The sequence below is a fragment of the Citrobacter sp. ABFQG genome (assembly GCF_004322975.1).
Lineage (GTDB): Bacteria > Pseudomonadota > Gammaproteobacteria > Enterobacterales > Enterobacteriaceae > Citrobacter > Citrobacter freundii.
Genome location: NZ_CP036435.1, coordinates 491,248 through 508,052, shown reverse-complemented (window position 1 = coordinate 508,052; position 16,805 = coordinate 491,248). Strand labels below are relative to the sequence as shown.

General features: G+C 51.7%; 14 protein-coding genes and 1 tRNA gene. 13 read left to right on the top strand and 2 right to left on the bottom strand.

Annotation, left to right across the window (positions count from 1 at the left end; all coding sequences use genetic code 11):
- Positions 1-88 precede the first annotated feature (88 nt).
- From eptB to WN16_RS02510, 10 genes are all read left to right on the top strand, one after another.
- Positions 89-1,783, top strand: a complete 1,695-nt coding sequence (gene eptB, locus WN16_RS02555; RefSeq protein ID WP_003837727.1) for a kdo(2)-lipid A phosphoethanolamine 7''-transferase — start codon at positions 89-91, stop codon at positions 1,781-1,783.
- A gap of 91 nt (positions 1,784-1,874) precedes the next feature.
- Positions 1,875-1,951: transfer RNA gene (locus WN16_RS02550), tRNA-Pro, on the top strand.
- 73 nt (positions 1,952-2,024) lie between these two features.
- Positions 2,025-2,324, top strand: a complete 300-nt coding sequence (locus WN16_RS02545; RefSeq protein ID WP_127663664.1) for a hypothetical protein — start codon at positions 2,025-2,027, stop codon at positions 2,322-2,324.
- Positions 2,325-2,533: 209 nt separating this feature from the next.
- Positions 2,534-2,770: a hypothetical protein gene (locus WN16_RS24340; protein ID WP_127674029.1), complete on the top strand. Its 237-nt coding sequence runs from the start codon at positions 2,534-2,536 to the stop codon at positions 2,768-2,770.
- Positions 2,685-4,292, top strand: coding sequence for a dipeptide ABC transporter periplasmic-binding protein DppA (gene dppA, locus WN16_RS02540; protein ID WP_044700383.1), 1,608 nt, complete (start codon positions 2,685-2,687; stop codon positions 4,290-4,292). The genes WN16_RS24340 and dppA overlap by 86 nt, the downstream gene beginning before the upstream one ends.
- Before the next feature lie 166 nt (positions 4,293-4,458).
- Positions 4,459-5,478, top strand: a complete 1,020-nt coding sequence (gene dppB, locus WN16_RS02530; protein WP_003837733.1) for a dipeptide ABC transporter permease DppB — start codon at positions 4,459-4,461, stop codon at positions 5,476-5,478.
- Positions 5,479-5,487: 9 nt separating this feature from the next.
- Positions 5,488-6,390 (top strand): dipeptide ABC transporter permease DppC, encoded by a 903-nt coding sequence (gene dppC / locus WN16_RS02525; RefSeq protein WP_003837734.1) that lies wholly within the window; start codon positions 5,488-5,490, stop codon positions 6,388-6,390.
- 10 nt (positions 6,391-6,400) lie between these two features.
- Complete coding sequence (dppD, locus tag WN16_RS02520) at positions 6,401-7,384, top strand: dipeptide ABC transporter ATP-binding protein (RefSeq protein ID WP_032950483.1); 984 nt, start codon at positions 6,401-6,403, stop codon at positions 7,382-7,384.
- The gene (gene dppF, locus WN16_RS02515) at positions 7,381-8,385 is read left to right on the top strand and encodes a dipeptide ABC transporter ATP-binding subunit DppF (protein ID WP_003024319.1); all 1,005 of its coding nucleotides are present in this window, start codon (positions 7,381-7,383) and stop codon (positions 8,383-8,385) included. The genes dppD and dppF overlap by 4 nt, the downstream gene beginning before the upstream one ends.
- 176 nt (positions 8,386-8,561) lie before the next feature.
- The gene (locus WN16_RS02510; protein ID WP_003024321.1) at positions 8,562-9,764 is read left to right on the top strand and encodes a sigma 54-interacting transcriptional regulator; all 1,203 of its coding nucleotides are present in this window, start codon (positions 8,562-8,564) and stop codon (positions 9,762-9,764) included.
- 35 nt (positions 9,765-9,799) lie between these two features.
- Here WN16_RS02510 and WN16_RS02505 read toward each other — a convergent pair whose 3' ends face one another.
- Both WN16_RS02505 and megL read right to left on the bottom strand, forming a co-directional pair.
- A complete protein-coding gene (locus tag WN16_RS02505) occupies positions 9,800-11,098 on the bottom strand; it encodes an aromatic amino acid transport family protein (RefSeq protein WP_003837738.1) in 1,299 nt (432 codons plus the stop codon).
- 117 nt (positions 11,099-11,215) lie between these two features.
- Positions 11,216-12,412, bottom strand: coding sequence for a methionine gamma-lyase (gene megL / locus WN16_RS02500; protein WP_003023295.1), 1,197 nt, complete (start codon positions 12,410-12,412; stop codon positions 11,216-11,218).
- Positions 12,413-12,840: 428 nt separating this feature from the next.
- Between megL and WN16_RS02495 the strand changes: the two genes are divergently transcribed.
- The 3 genes from WN16_RS02495 (at position 12,841) to dctA (ending at position 16,625) form a co-directional block, all read left to right on the top strand.
- Complete coding sequence (locus tag WN16_RS02495) at positions 12,841-12,948, top strand: type I toxin-antitoxin system toxin Ldr family protein (RefSeq protein ID WP_003023297.1); 108 nt, start codon at positions 12,841-12,843, stop codon at positions 12,946-12,948.
- A gap of 226 nt (positions 12,949-13,174) precedes the next feature.
- Positions 13,175-15,181, top strand: a complete 2,007-nt coding sequence (gene hmsP / locus WN16_RS02490; protein ID WP_071681698.1) for a biofilm formation regulator HmsP — start codon at positions 13,175-13,177, stop codon at positions 15,179-15,181.
- Between the two features lie 157 nt (positions 15,182-15,338).
- Complete coding sequence (gene dctA / locus WN16_RS02485; RefSeq protein ID WP_003837746.1) at positions 15,339-16,625, top strand: C4-dicarboxylate transporter DctC; 1,287 nt, start codon at positions 15,339-15,341, stop codon at positions 16,623-16,625.
- The last annotated feature ends 180 nt before the right edge of the window (positions 16,626-16,805 follow it).

The following is a 16,805-nucleotide window of genomic DNA, read 5'->3' as shown; positions in this document are numbered from 1 at the left end:
TTATCTGCACTTGTCGCACTTTTCCCCTGTATGGCCTGACAGGCTTTTGCGCAGGGTGTTTTTATCCCTTCCTCCAGGGTTTGTTTGCATGAGATATATCAAATCGATGACGCAGCAGAAGCTGAGTTTCTTGCTGGCGATCTATATCGGTCTTTTTATGAATTGCGCTGTGTTTTTCCGTCGCTTTAGCGGATATGCGCACGAGTTTACCGTCTGGAAAGGACTCTCTGCGGTTGTTGAATTAGCTGGCACTGTGCTGGTGACCTTTTTTTTACTCCGTGTTCTCTCTTTATTTGGCCGACGCGTCTGGCGTGTCCTGGCAACGTTTGTGGTGCTCTGCTCTGCCGGCGCCAGCTATTACATGACCTTCCTGAATGTGGTCATTGGCTACGGTATTATTGCCTCGGTCATGACCACCGATATTGATTTATCAAAAGAAGTCGTCGGCTGGCATTTTATCGTTTGGCTGGTTTCAGTCAGTATTATCCCATTGGTGTTGATTTGGAGTAACCGCTGTCGTTATACCCTGATGAAACAGATTCGTACGCCTGGCATGAGATGGCGTAGCGTAGCGGCGGTTTTATTGGCTGGCCTGATGGTGTGGGCGCCCATTCGTCTGCTCAGCATGCAACAAAAAAGCGTTGAGCGTGAAACAGGGATCGATTTACCCAGCTACGGCGGAGTCGTTGCGAACTCCTATTTGCCGTCAAACTGGCTCTCTGCGCTGGGTTTATACGCCTGGGCGCAGGTGGATGAATCTTCAGACAACAAATCGCTGATGAACCCGGCGAAGAAGTTCACCTACGTTGCCCCCAACAATCTCGACGACACCTATGTCGTGTTTATTATCGGTGAAACCACGCGCTGGGATCATATGGGGATTTTTGGCTATGAGCGAAACACCACGCCAAGGCTGGCTCAGGAGAAAAACCTGGCGGCTTTCCGTGGATATTCCTGTGATACCGCGACCAAGCTTTCACTACGCTGCATGTTCGTTCGTGAAGGTGGGGCAGAGGAAAACCCACAGCGTACGCTGAAAGAACAAAACGTCTTTTCTGTGCTCGGCCAGTTAGGATTTAAAACCGATCTGTACGCGATGCAAAGCGAGATGTGGTTCTACAGCAATACCATGGCGGAAAACATTGCCTATCGTGAACAGATTGGCGCAGAGCCGCGTAACCGTGGCAAAAACGTTGACGATATGCTGCTGATTAATGAGATGCAGCAATCTTTACAGAAGACTGATGATGGCGAAAAGCGTCTGATTATTCTGCACACCAAGGGCTCGCATTTTAACTACACCCAGCGCTACACCCGCGAATATGCACAGTGGAAGCCGGAGTGTGTCAATGTTGATAGTGGCTGCTCGAAAGCTGAGATGATTAATTCATTTGATAATTCGGTAACCTACGTTGATCACTTTATTACCCAGGTGTTTGATCAGCTGCGCGATAAGAAAGCGATCGTGTTTTACGCCGCCGATCACGGTGAGTCAATTAACGAACGTGAGCACCTGCACGGTACGCCGCGTAAAATGGCGCCGCCTGAGCAGTTCCGCGTTCCTATGATGGTGTGGATGTCAGACAAATATCTGGAAGACCCTGACCATGCGAAGGCATTTGCGCACCTGAAGCAAGAAGCTGAGATGAAGGTGCCGCGTCGTCATGTGGAACTGTACGATACCGTTCTGGGTTGCCTTGGTTATACCTCGCCAAATGGGGGGATTAACGAGAATAACAACTGGTGTCGTATCCCGGACGCGAAGAAGGTTACAGCCCAGTAACAGAGCTGCTGACTTTCTCGCCGATCAAATGGCATTTTGATACTAAGGGATTGACGGGCGCGCGGCTGAGCAGTAAGATGCGCCCCGCATTCGGTGATTGGCGCAGCCTGGTAGCGCACTTCGTTCGGGACGAAGGGGTCGGAGGTTCGAATCCTCTATCACCGACCAAATTTAAAACCCTGCTCAACGAGCAGGGTTTTTTGTTTTGTAGGCCTGATAAGCGAAGCGCCATCAGGCAATATTGGAGACATTGCCGGATGGCGGCGCAAGCGCCTTATGCGGCCTACAGACTCAGTTTCATCCTGGCGTGTATGGCGTTATTCCAATCCCACCTTTGACCTTCCTTTTATCTGCAAAAATTGTGCATCACTTCCCACTGACAGTTAACGATTCTGTGACATATTCCATTGCCTTTTTTTATGTTTGCTTGAAACTTTTTTTGCGCTACTTATGGCTGGCGCTGGCATTTTCCGCTGTGCGTTTTAACGTTCATGGCATTAATCGCTCAGATATGCAGCATTCATTGGGAAAATTTGAATAAATTGCATAAATGTTAATCTCCAAATGTTGCGAAGTATGAAGATGTTTATTCTGGCATAGTGCGCGTAGCACAAATTTCCCTGCTGAAAATACCCGCTTGCACTTTTTTTAATCTTTGTTTGCCAATTCTCACCGTTGGTGTAAATCGCGGTTACCTGTATTGACGTTTTCACATTCTGTTGACAGATTGTAGGGTATGAGGGGCATTTCATGGAGAATCCGCACTGCAACTCAGTCGCTTATGTGAACGGAATCCCCATCCTCTTAACGCTGACCCGGCCGGGTAAAAAACAAAAAAGGCCAGGCGGTGCAAACCCATTGCAAAGGGTAAAACAACAAACATCACATTTGGAGCAGAAGAATGAGTATTTCCTTGAAGAAGTCAGGGATGCTGAAGCTTGGTCTGAGCCTGGTGGCTATGACCGTCGCAGCAAGCGTACAGGCTAAAACTCTGGTTTATTGTTCAGAAGGATCTCCTGAAGGCTTTAACCCGCAGCTTTTCACCTCTGGTACCACCTATGATGCCAGCTCCGTGCCGATCTATAACCGCCTGGTCGAGTTCAAAACCGGCACAACTGAAGTGATCCCGGGACTTGCTGAGAAGTGGGAAATCAGCGAAGACGGTAAAACCTATACCTTCCACCTGCGTCAGGGCGTGAAGTGGCAGGACAACAAAGATTTCAAACCGACGCGCGAATTAAACGCCGATGACGTGGTGTTCTCTTTCGATCGTCAGAAAAACGCCCAGAACCCGTACCATAAAGTTTCTGGCGGCAGCTATGAATACTTCGAAGGGATGGGTCTGCCAGACCTGATCTCCGAAGTGAAAAAAGTGGATGATAAAACCGTTCAGTTCGTGCTGACTCGCCCGGAAGCACCGTTCCTGGCTGACCTGGCGATGGACTTCGCTTCTATTCTTTCCAAAGAATATGCGGACAACATGCTGAAAGCCGGTTCCCCGGAGAAAGTGGATCTGAACCCAATCGGTACCGGTCCGTTCCAGCTGCAGCAGTACCAGAAAGACTCTCGTATTCTGTATAAAGCATTCGAAGGTTACTGGGGCACTAAGCCGCAGATCGACCGTCTGGTCTTCTCCATTACGCCTGACGCTTCTGTGCGTTACGCCAAACTGCAGAAGAACGAGTGCCAGGTGATGCCGTACCCGAACCCGGCTGACATCGCACGCATGAAGCAGGATAAAAATATCAACCTGATGGAGCAGGCCGGTCTGAACGTTGGCTACCTCTCTTTCAACACCGAGAAGAAACCGTTTGATGATGTGAAAGTCCGTCAGGCGCTGACCTACGCGGTAAACAAAGAAGCGATCATCAAAGCGGTTTATCAGGGTGCTGGCGTTGCCGCGAAAAACCTGATCCCACCGACCATGTGGGGCTATAACGACGACGTTAAAGACTACACCTACGATCCTGAGAAAGCCAAAGCGCTGTTGAAGGAAGCCGGTCAGGACAAAGGCTTTACCGTTGAGCTGTGGGCTATGCCGGTACAGCGTCCATATAACCCGAACGCACGTCGTATGGCGGAAATGGTTCAGGCTGACTGGGCGAAAATTGGCGTTCAGGCCAAGATTGTGACCTACGAGTGGGGCGAGTATCTGAAACGCGCCAAAGCGGGTGAACATCAGGCGGTGATGATGGGGTGGACCGGTGACAACGGGGATCCGGACAACTTCTTCGCCACCCTGTTTAGCTGTGCGGCAGCGAAAGACGGTTCCAACTACTCTCGCTGGTGCTACAAGCCGTTTGAAGACCTGATCCAACCGGCGCGTGCGACCGACGATCACAACAAACGTATTGAACTGTACAAGCAAGCTCAGGTTGTTATGCACGATCAGGCCCCGGCTCTGATTGTTGCTCACTCCACCGTGTATGAACCAGTGCGTAAAGAAGTAAAAGGCTATGTGGTTGATCCATTAGGCAAACACCACTTCGAAAACGTCTCTGTCGAATAATTAAAAGCAATCAAGGAAGCGCTGCGCCCCGGTATTGTGTAGGCCGGATAAGCGCAGCGCCATCCGGCGTAATGCTTTACCCACGATGCAGTTTGCGTGGGATAAGATTTGTGAGCAATGCAGACTCACGGTTCCAGGCCGTGCGTCATTAGAGAGAATCCGGGTTATGTTGCAGTTCATTCTCCGACGTTTGGGACTCGTCATCCCCACGTTTATCGGTATCACTCTTCTCACCTTTGCCTTCGTCCATATGATCCCCGGCGATCCGGTTATGATCATGGCAGGTGAACGTGGGATCTCCCCTGAGCGTCATGCTCAACTGCTGGCTGAACTCGGTCTGGATAAGCCTATGTGGCAGCAGTACCTCCACTATATCTGGGGGGTTATGCATGGCGATTTAGGTATCTCACTGAAAAGCCGCTTACCGGTGTGGGAAGAGTTCGTACCTCGATTCAAAGCCACGCTGGAACTCGGCGTCTGCGCGATGATTTTCGCCGTCGCAGTGGGTATCCCGGTGGGTGTACTTGCTGCCGTTAAGCGCGGCTCCATTTTCGATCACACCGCCGTTGGCCTGGCGCTGACCGGTTACTCCATGCCGATTTTCTGGTGGGGCATGATGCTGATCATGCTGGTTTCCGTGCAGTGGAACCTGACGCCAGTTTCTGGGCGGGTGAGCGACATGGTGTTCCTTGATGATTCCAATCCGCTGACCGGTTTTATGTTGATAGACACCGCCATCTGGGGTGAAGAGGGCAACTTTATCGATGCGTTGGCGCATATGGTCTTGCCTGCGATGGTGCTGGGTACCATTCCTCTGGCGGTCATTGTGCGTATGACCCGTTCGTCGATGCTGGAAGTGCTGGGCGAGGATTACATTCGTACCGCGCGCGCTAAAGGTTTGACCCGTATGCGCGTCATCATCATTCACGCTCTGCGTAACGCGATGCTGCCCGTTGTAACCGTTATCGGCCTGCAGGTTGGTACGTTGCTGGCTGGGGCAATCCTGACCGAGACTATCTTCTCGTGGCCGGGGCTGGGACGCTGGCTGATCGATGCGCTGCAACGCCGTGATTATCCGGTAGTGCAGGGCGGGGTATTACTGGTCGCGACGATGATTATCCTCGTCAACTTGCTGGTAGACCTGCTGTACGGCGTGGTGAACCCGCGTATTCGGCATAAGAAGTAAGGGGCCATCATGTCACAGGTTACTGAAAATAAAGTTATTGCTGCACCGGTGCCGATGACGCCGCTGCAGGAGTTCTGGCACTATTTTAAACGCAACAAAGGCGCGGTTGTTGGGCTGGTGTATGTGGTGGTGATGATCCTGATTGCGGTCTTTGCCAACGTCCTTGCGCCGTACAACCCGGCAGACCAGTTCCGCGATACGCTACTAGCTCCGCCTGCATGGCAGGAAGGTGGTTCCATGGCGCATCTGTTTGGTACTGATGATGTGGGCCGCGACGTGCTGTCCCGCCTGATGTACGGTGCGCGTCTGTCGCTGTTGGTTGGCTGTCTGGTGGTTGTACTCTCCCTGCTGATGGGCGTGGTTCTTGGGCTGATCGCTGGCTACTTTGGTGGAATTGTCGATAACGTCATCATGCGTGTGGTCGATATCATGCTGGCATTGCCGAGCCTGTTACTGGCGCTGGTGCTGGTGGCGGTATTTGGCCCCTCGATAGGCAACGCTGCGCTGGCGCTGACGTTTGTGGCATTGCCGCACTATGTGCGTCTGACGCGCGCCGCTGTGTTGGTGGAAGTTAACCGCGACTACGTCACCGCATCCCGCGTGGCGGGAGCCGGCGCGATGCGCCAGATGTTCGTCAATATTCTGCCTAACTGTCTTGCGCCGCTGATTGTTCAGGCGTCGCTTGGCTTCTCTAACGCCATTCTCGATATGGCTGCCCTCGGCTTCCTGGGGATGGGCGCACAGCCGCCTACGCCGGAATGGGGCACCATGCTCTCTGACGTTCTGCAGTTTGCCCAAAGCGCCTGGTGGGTCGTGACCTTCCCGGGACTGGCGATCCTGTTGACGGTGCTGGCATTTAACCTGATGGGTGACGGTCTGCGTGACGCGCTCGATCCCAAACTGAAGCAGTAAGAGGTTCGAGATGGCGTTATTAAATGTAGATAAATTATCGGTGCATTTCGGCGACGTAGGTTCCGAATTCCGCGCCGTAGACCGCATTAGCTACAGTGTGAATCAGGGTGAAGTGGTTGGCATTGTTGGGGAGTCTGGTTCTGGTAAGTCCGTCAGCTCGCTGGCGATTATGGGACTGATTGACTACCCTGGCCGCGTTATGGCCGAAAATCTGGAGTTTAATGGTCGCGACCTGAAGCGCATCTCTGAGAAAGAGCGTCGCCAACTGGTGGGTGCGGAAGTGGCAATGATCTTCCAGGACCCGATGACCAGTCTTAACCCCTGCTACACCGTCGGCTACCAGATTATGGAAGCCATCAAGGTGCACCAGGGCGGCAACAAAAAAACGCGTATTCAGCGGGCAATTGACCTGCTGACGCTGGTGGGGATCCCCGATCCGGCCTCGCGTCTGGATGTCTATCCGCACCAGTTGTCCGGTGGGATGAGTCAGCGCGTGATGATCGCGATGGCAATTGCCTGTCGTCCGAAGCTGCTGATTGCAGATGAACCGACAACGGCGCTGGATGTGACCATTCAGGCGCAGATCATCGAGCTACTGCTGGAATTGCAGCAAAAAGAGAACATGGCGCTGGTCTTAATCACGCACGATCTGGCGCTGGTGGCTGAAGCGGCACACAAAATCATCGTGATGTACGCTGGGCAGGTAGTGGAAACCGGGGCCGCGCAGGATATCTTCCGCGCGCCGCGTCATCCTTACACCCAGGCGCTGCTGCGCGCGCTGCCGGAGTTTGCTCAGGACAAAGCGCGTCTGGCCTCACTGCCGGGCGTGGTTCCCGGTAAATATGACCGCCCGAGCGGCTGTTTGCTGAATCCACGCTGCCCCTATGCGACCGACAAATGCCGCGCTGAAGAACCTGAACTGAACCCGCTGGAAGGCGGTCGTCAGTCGAAATGCCACTACCCACTTGATGATGCCGGGAGGCCTGGGCTATGAGTACGCAAAAGGCCGCCGCGCAACAGCCGCTGTTGCAGGCAATTGACCTGAAAAAACACTACCCGGTGAAGAAGGGCATGTTCGCCCCGGAACGCCTGGTGAAAGCGCTGGATGGCGTTTCCTTTACTCTGGAGCGCGGTAAAACGCTGGCGGTGGTAGGTGAGTCGGGCTGTGGGAAATCCACCCTTGGCCGTCTGCTGACGATGATTGAAATCCCGACTGGCGGTGAGCTGTATTACCAGGGTCAGGATTTACTCAAGCATGACCCGCAGGCGCAGAAGCTGCGTCGGCAGAAAATCCAGATAGTGTTCCAGAACCCCTATGGTTCCCTGAACCCGCGTAAAAAAGTAGGGCAGATTCTGGAAGAGCCGTTGCTGATCAACTCCACGCTCAGCAAAGAGGAGCGCCGTGAAAAAGCGCTGGCGATGATGGCGAAAGTGGGACTGAAAACCGAGCACTACGACCGCTATCCGCATATGTTCTCCGGCGGCCAGCGTCAGCGTATCGCCATTGCCCGCGGTCTGATGCTTGACCCGGATGTGGTGATTGCCGACGAACCGGTCTCGGCGCTGGACGTTTCCGTACGTGCGCAAGTGCTGAACCTGATGATGGACTTGCAACAGGAACTGGGGCTGTCATACGTCTTTATCTCGCACGACCTGTCGGTGGTAGAGCACATTGCCGATGAAGTGATGGTGATGTATTTAGGCCGCTGTGTGGAAAAAGGGACCAAGGATCAGATCTTCAATAATCCACGGCATCCGTACACTCAGGCGCTGCTCTCCGCAACGCCGCGCCTGAACCCGGACGATCGCCGCGAGCGTATCAAGCTGACCGGTGAGCTGCCAAGCCCGCTGAATCCGCCACCAGGCTGCGCATTCAACGCCCGTTGCCGTCGTCGCTTTGGTCCGTGTACTCAGCTTCAGCCACAGTTAAAAGACTATGGCGGTCAACTGGTGGCCTGTTTCGCCGTTGACCAGGACGAAAACCCACAGCAATAAACGTGGGTTATGACCCGATAACCGGAGCCTTGTGCTCCGGTTTTTTTATATTTTGTTTTTCCGTCCACAATGTGAGTCCTCTGGCAGAACATTATTCCACAGCGTCTAAAATGTAGTCAGGTTTCCTCTCGCCACAGAAATATCTATTTCGCAGTTGCTAACTATCAGGAGCAAATGTGGTCACGATACGCTGGGATATTAAAACAATTGATCGTCTGTCGATGGTTGAGGATGTCCTGAAGGAATTTTCCTGCTGCGATATCAATATCATCTCCATGAAAGTCACACCTGGACGAATCCTGATTAAATCCTGGTGCCGCCAGCTACAGGATATTTCCTGTGTGCAATCCTGTTTAAGCCAGCGCGCCGATATTATTAATGTCGCCTACCTCTGTGAGGAGATAAGCGAGCTGTCAACGCCGGAGCCGGAACGCCCGCGTTATTTCTCTGACATTATTTGCAGCAGCCAGAGCATGCACGCGCTTATCGAAAAGGCGATAAAAATTGCTGACAGCAAATATACCGTTCTGATCCGTGGCGATACGGGTACCGGCAAAGAGCTGCTGGCCCGGGCTATCCATAATTCCGGGCAGCGACGTTTTTATCCGTTTATTCCGGTCAACTGCTCTGCGCTACCTGAGTCGCTTATGGAGAGTGAATTCTTTGGCTATGAGAAAGGGGCTTTTAGCGGCGCGGATTGTAAAGGCAAAAAAGGGCTGTTTGAAATGGCCGATAAAGGCACCCTTTTTCTCGATGAGTTTGGTGAAATGTCGCTGGGCTTACAGGCTAAATTATTGCGCGTCCTGCAGGATGGTGGGATCCGTCGCGTTGGCGGGGCGCAAATTATTCCGGTTAATGTTCGCATTATTGTGGCAACCAACGCCAATCTGGAAGATATGGTGGAACAACGTCTGCTGCGCGCCGATCTCTATTACCGCATCAATGTACTTTCCCTGACTATTCCGCCCTTGCGGGAGCGTCCGCAGGATATCAGTCTGTTGATTCGCCACTTTGTGCAGAAATACGCGAAGGAATTCCAACGGCGGATCATTCTGGATAAAGCTTGTTTTGATGCCTTGCACCATCACAGCTGGCCGGGAAACGTGCGCGAACTGGAAAATACCATTATTCGTCTGATGCTAATGGCGGAATCCGATGTCATTACGCCCGAAGAATTAGGGATGGTGAATTTGCCCGCCGCTGAGCAAGGCCCGACAGAACGTCCTTTTAAAGAGCAGGTTTTGTATGCGGAACGCCAGCTTATTGAACAGATGATGGAAGAGAATGTGTCGTCGCGGCATATCGCCAAAGCGCTGGGGGTGTCACATACCACGGTACTGAATAAAATTCGCAGCTATCAACTGGAGAGTGTGAGCTAAGCGCCGCCAGGAGCTGACGGCGCAGTTTACGCGGGTTATTCAATCAGCTTCAGTAATGGCGACAGGCACAGCAGGATCCCGTACAGCAGGATTAGCCAGGTTTTCAGCCCGCGTAGTTTTTCCAGCTGTGTGACTTTATAGATCAGGAAAAACGGAATAATACACGACACAATCCCGTACAGCGGGCTGCCTAACTGGAAGAACACCAGTACTGATACGCGAAACGATACCCAAATCACCAGGGTGATAACAATAAAGGTACAAATACCCAGCGTAAGCACCAGAGGATTAATTTTTTCCACGTCAATAACGCGGCTCAGTACGTTAAGAATAATTCCTTTGATCGCCTCGTGGAATCCCAAATAAATACCAAAGAACGCGGTTAATACGGCGAAGATATTTAATACCGTTGAGGTGATATGAATAATCTGTCCCGGAATCACCTGTGCCGCCAGCGCCAGTGCGGAAATATTTTGTTCGAAGGCTGAAACGGCTTCTTCATGGCTAATGGAAAAGGTAAAAGAAAAAGAGAAAAACAGGATGACCGCAATCAGCGTAATGTAACTGATCCGATGCGTACGTATAGCCATACGAGTGGCCAGTACCCGGTCCGCCACCCGTTTGCGGTAGGCGATGTTCATAGGGTTCAACACCTGAATAAACACCGCGGAGAAGAAGCAGAACGGGATGGTTAGCAGTACATCGCGAAAGAACACCGAGGCTTCAGGGAAGGCGCTGATATTAGCGAAGTTCCAGTGCGGAACCATCGCAAAACCAAATACGATGATGATACCCACTTTGACCACTACCATCGGGCCGGAGATTTTGAACAGCAGTTTTTCTCCCCCGGAAGCAATGGCGACCAGCACGGCAAAAATGGCCACTTTGTAGATTATCGACTGTGAAAGATCGGTCTCGGTCAAGCCGAAGGTTTTGATATATGAGGCGCTGTCAAAAACCACAGATAAGGAATAAATAAATATGCCGTGAATAATCATCAGAAAATAGATGACGCCAAGAAATACGCCCCAGTTTTTTCCCAGATAATGACTTATAATATCCGTGTAGTCATTACAGGTTTCACTTTCTGATAATGTTTTTAAATAAATATCCTGCACAATATAAGTTGCCGGATAAGCAATAATAAAGGCGACAATAAATACCCAAATGCCTGTTAAGCCAATTTGTACCGGCATCAGTACCGTTCCGGCACCAATGGCCATGCCTATGCACAGTAATACCCAGCCAAAATCGTATTTCGTAAACGGTATTTTTTTTGAGAATGGTACGGCGGTTGCTGTATTGTTGCTTAATTGTAATGTGTTGTCCTGCATAGAACCCCCTGCCCAAAATACACGTTCTCCCCGAAAGAGGATTGCGCGTATTGCCAGACTGTTGTGCCTTGATTCTCAACAACCTGAACCGAACGGCGTCGGTTCAGGCCATATTGGTCAGAATGTTGCCTTTCTGATGGCGTGTTCAAGGTCGTTAATAATATCTTCTGGATCTTCAAGACCCACAGAAAGACGGATAAGCCCGTCGGTAATACCTGCTTTAAGCCGTTCCTCTGGCGCAACGGGCGAATGTGTCATAGACGCTGGGTGCTGAATGAGGGTTTCGGTATCACCGAGACTGACCGCGAGGAGGCATAATTCTACAGAATTGATCATCCGTCTGCCAGCCTCGAGGCCGCCGGCGATTTCGAAGCTGATAATTCCACCTGGCAGGCTCATTTGTCGCTGGCCCAGCTCATACTGCGGATGCGATGACAGGCCTGGATAATACACCCGAGTAATGGACGGATGCCCTTCGAGGAAGCGGGCGATTTTCAGCGCATTTTCACAGTGACGCTCCATACGAATGCCCAGCGTTTTAACGCCGCGCAGCGTCAACCACGCATTGAAAGGACTCATGCAGCCGCCGGTGATATCTTTCAGGCCAACAAACCGCGCCTGGTCGATAAACTCCTGCTTACCAACAATGATGCCGCCAATCACATCCCCGTGACCGTTGATATATTTGGTGACGCTGTGCACCACAATATCCGCGCCCAGTTGCAAAGGCTGCTGACAGTACGGCGACATAAAGGTGTTATCCACCACCAGCAATGCGCCTTGCTGATGGGCGATACCGGCTACCGTTTCAATGTCGACCAGCGACAGCGTCGGGTTAGCGGGCGTTTCGATATATACAACTTTGGTTTCCGGGCGCATGGCGGCGCGGATTTCTTCAGGCTTTGCCGCGTCGACAAAGCTGACGTTAATCCCAAACTTTGGCATGCTGTGCGACAAAAACGCGTGGGTACAACCGTAAATCGCGCTGGCGGAAACGATATGGTCACCCTGCTGACAAAGCGTCAACAGCGTTGTGGTGATAGCTGAAATACCGGACGCGGTTGCCAGTCCGGCTTCACCTCGTTCCAGTACCGCCAGCTTTTTCTCCAGCGCATCGGTGGTGGGGTTACCCAAACGGGTGTAAATGTACCCGGACTCTTCGAGCGCAAAGCGGGCGGCACCTTGTTCGGCGCTGTCAAAAACAAACGTTGAAGTCTGGAAAATAGGCGTACTGAGCGCGCCAGTTGAAGGGTCGGGTTGTTGCCCCGCGTGAACGATCTGGGTGTTGAATCCGTAAGTACGACAGTCAGACATGATATCTCCTTTGATTCGGAACAGAACAGCTCACAGTCATATAGCAATCGCTGTGCCAGAAAATAAACCAATAGATATCAATGTGTTAGTGGTTTTATCGTGCGGGTAGCCGTCAGGAAAGTTGCCAGTTGGCAAGAAACTTTCCAGCGCTTGGCGGATTTATTAAGCCGTAATTGCGAGGCTTTACGCAGACTGGATCACTCCGGGGTGATGAGACGGAAGTGTTACCGTAGAATCAGCAGCACGCCGGGTTTACCCGGTGAGGCGCGATGTTGCGGGGGCTTGATCCCCGGCGGCATAGGTTGCTGGAAAGAGAAAACCCCCGCACGTTGTTCGGTATAAACCTGGCAACAAAACGGGGGCTAACCTTGATCCTCAACAGTTCAAGAATAGCCGCGAACAGTTGCCATTGCAACACAGGCGGCTATATGACGCTCGCACAGTTAGGCGTGGCTTTCTGGCACGATTTAGCGGCTCCAATTATCGCTGGCATTATTGCCAGCTTGATTGTGAACTGGCTGCGTAACAGGAAGTAATGCACTTTGCGGGCGTCTGCCTGCCGTAATGGCAACATGCGCCCGAACCAGGCCGCAGGGGGTAACCTTGCGGCCTTTTTCGGCTTAAATGCAGATAAATCTCGTCGTCAGGTGCCTATCCTGTCGCGATAATGCACGCTGGGAAGTTTTCAGATACCGCCTCTCTTAATACCGCTACGATCGGGTATACTCTGACGGCAGTTTCGTCTATCCGTGGAGAGTCAGTTTGCGTGTCAGTCGCTCGTTAACAATTAAGCAGATGGCAATGGTTGCGGCCGTTGTTATGGTGTTCGTTTTTATTTTTTGCACCGTTTTGTTGTTCCATCTGGTCCAGCAAAACCGCTATAACACGGCTACGCAACTGGAAAGCATCGCTCGCTCCGTTCGTGAACCTCTGTCGAACACTATCCTGAAAGGGGATATTCCCGAAGCGGAAGCTATTTTAAGAAGTATTCGGCCAGCAGGCGTGGTAAGTCGCGCCGATGTGGTGCTGCCTAATCAGTTTCAGGCGCTGCGGATGAGCTTTATACCTGAACGTCCGGTTCCGGTTACGGTGACTCGCCTGTTTGAGCTTCCGGTACAAATTTCGCTGCCTATCTATTCTCTTGAACGTTCCGCTAACCCACAACCGCTGGCGTATCTGGTGCTGCAGGCGGATTCGTACCGCATGTACAAATTCGTGATGAGTACGCTCTCGACGTTAGTGACCATTTACTTACTTTTGTCGCTAATACTGACCGTCGCTATCTCCTGGTGCATTAACCGCTTGATTGTGCACCCCTTACGTAAAATTGCCCGTGAGCTGAACGACATTCAACAGCAGGACCTGATTGGTTATCAACTGGCATTGCCGCGTCTACATCAGGATGATGAGATTGGTATGCTGGTGCGTAGCTACAATCTTAATCAGCAGTTGATTCAGCGACATAGCGAAGATCAAAGCGACTTAGCAATGCGTTTCCCGGTTTCCGAACTGCCCAATAAGTCGTTTTTAATGGGGCTGCTGGAGCAGGTTGTTACCCGCCAACAGACGACGGCGCTGATGATTGTCACCTGCGAAACCCTACGTGACACCGCGGGTGTGTTAACCGAAACCCAGCGAGAAATCCTGTTACTTACGCTGGTCGAAAAACTGAAGTCTGTATTGTCTCCCAGGATGGTGCTTACCCAAGTGAGTGGCTATGACTTTGCCATTATCGCCCATGGTGTAAAAGAACCCTGGCACGCTATTACGCTAGGTCAGCAAGTACTCACTATCGTTAATGAGCGGTTACCGATTCAGGGTATTCAACTACGTCCTACCTGCAACATTGGGGTGGCGATGTTTTATGGTGATTTAACCGCAGAGCAGCTCTACCGCCGCGCCCTGTCAGCCGTGTTAACGTCGCGTCATAAAGGTAAAAACCAAATTCAGTTCTTTGATCCGTTGCAGATGGAAGAGGCGCAGCAGCGTTTAACCCAAGAGAACGATATTTTAACCGCCATGGATAACCGGCAATTTGCGCTCTGGATGCAGCCCCAGGTTGAGATGTCCAGCGGCAAGGTATTGAGCGCAGAAGCATTGTTGCGGATGCAGCAGCCGGACGGTAGCTGGGAGCTGCCGGAAGGGTTAATCGACAGAATTGAGTCTTGTGGTCTGATGGTGACCGTCGGTTATTGGGTGCTGGAAGAAACATGCCGCCAGCTGTCAGCCTGGCAAGAACGCGGTCTCATGCTGCCGCTCTCGGTGAATTTATCCGCTCTCCAGTTGATGCACCCAAGTATGGTGTCTGATCTGCTGGAGTTGTTAACGCGCTATCGCATTAAGCCTGGCACATTGATTCTGGAAGTGACTGAAAGCCGGCATATTGACGATCCCCACGCCGCAGTGGCCATTTTGCGACCGCTGCGCAACGCGGGCGTGCGCATCGCCCTGGATGACTTTGGCATGGGGTATGCGGGTCTGCGACAGCTACAGCATATGAAGTCGCTGCCGGTGGATGTACTCAAAATCGATAAGATGTTTGTCGATGGCGTGCCCGAAGATTGCAGCATGATCTCCGCCATCATTCAGCTGGCACATAGCCTCAACTTGCAGATGATCGCCGAAGGCGTTGAAACCGAAGCGCAACGCGAATGGTTATCAAAAGCCGGGGTGGAAGTGGCGCAAGGATTCCTGTTTGCTCGACCCGTTCCGGCAAATATCTTTGAAGAACGTTATCTGGCACCGGAAAGCGCTGATTACAAAAGTTAAAAAAGGTCTCGCTTGTGCGAGCCAGCTCAAAATTTTTAACATTTTTGTATCAATTATGATCCAGGTGCATTTCTGTCATGTTGAGTGGGTGTTACTTTAAGGCCGCAGGTTAAACAAAACCTTACAAGACCTGTGGTTTTTACTTTAAGGACACCCTATGAAGACCTCTATATTCAAAAGCCTTTACTTTCAGGTCCTGACAGCAATTGCCATTGGTATTCTCCTTGGCCATTACTACCCTGAATTAGGCGCCCAAATGAAGCCGCTTGGTGATGCTTTCGTTAAGCTCATCAAGATGGTCATCGCACCTGTCATCTTCTGTACTGTCGTGACCGGCATTGCAGGCATGGAAAGTATGAAAGCAGTAGGCCGCACCGGTGCGGTTGCACTGCTCTATTTTGAAATTGTCAGTACGATTGCGCTGATCATCGGCCTTATCATCGTCAACGTGGTGCAACCCGGTGCCGGAATGAACGTCGATCCGGCGACGCTGGACGCTAAAGCGGTTGCCATTTACGCTGAACAGGCAAAAGACCAGGGGATCGTAGGCTTCCTGATGGATATTATCCCGGGTAGCGTGATTGGCGCGTTCGCCAGCGGTAACATCCTGCAGGTATTACTGTTTGCGGTAATGTTTGGTTTTGCGCTGCACCGTCTGGGCAGCAAAGGCCAGATGATTTTCAACGTGATTGAAAGCTTCTCGCAGGTTATTTTCGGCATCATCAATATGATTATGCGTCTGGCGCCGATCGGTGCTTTCGGTGCCATGGCCTTTACCATCGGTAAATATGGCGTCGGAACGCTGGTGCAACTGGGTCAGCTGATAATCTGCTTCTACATCACCTGTATTCTGTTTGTGGTTGTGGTTCTGGGCTCCATTGCTCGCGCAACCGGCTTCAGCATTTTCAAATTCATCCGCTATATCCGTGAAGAACTGCTGATCGTACTGGGTACGTCTTCTTCTGAATCCGCGCTGCCGCGTATGCTCGATAAGATGGAAAAACTGGGCTGCCGGAAGTCGGTTGTCGGGTTGGTTATACCCACGGGCTACTCGTTTAACCTTGATGGGACATCAATCTATCTGACGATGGCGGCGGTGTTTATCGCTCAGGCAACCAACAGCCATATGGATATCTTCCATCAGATAACCCTGTTGGTGGTGCTCCTGCTCTCCTCAAAAGGTGCAGCGGGTGTGACCGGCAGTGGCTTCATTGTTCTGGCCGCGACGATCTCTGCTGTGGGCCATTTGCCGGTTGCGGGTCTGGCTCTGATTCTTGGTATTGACCGCTTTATGTCTGAAGCACGTGCGCTGACTAACCTGGTCGGCAACGGTGTGGCAACTGTCGTCGTCGCTAAATGGGTCAAAGAACTGGACCATAAAAAGTTGGACGATGTGCTGAATAATCGTGCGCCGGATGGCAAAACGCACGATTTATCCTCTTAATCTCGTCACTTATGCCCGTAGTCCCTTCCAGGACTGCGGGCGTTTGCGCATAATTACCCCCTGTGCCTGAAACCGTCGATTCGGCGGCTCGGGATTTTTTCACTTCTTCCGTGACATTTTTATGTTCTCGCGGTCTAACACGAAGTGTTTTTAACGTCATATTCAGAGAGTCCTTTCGAG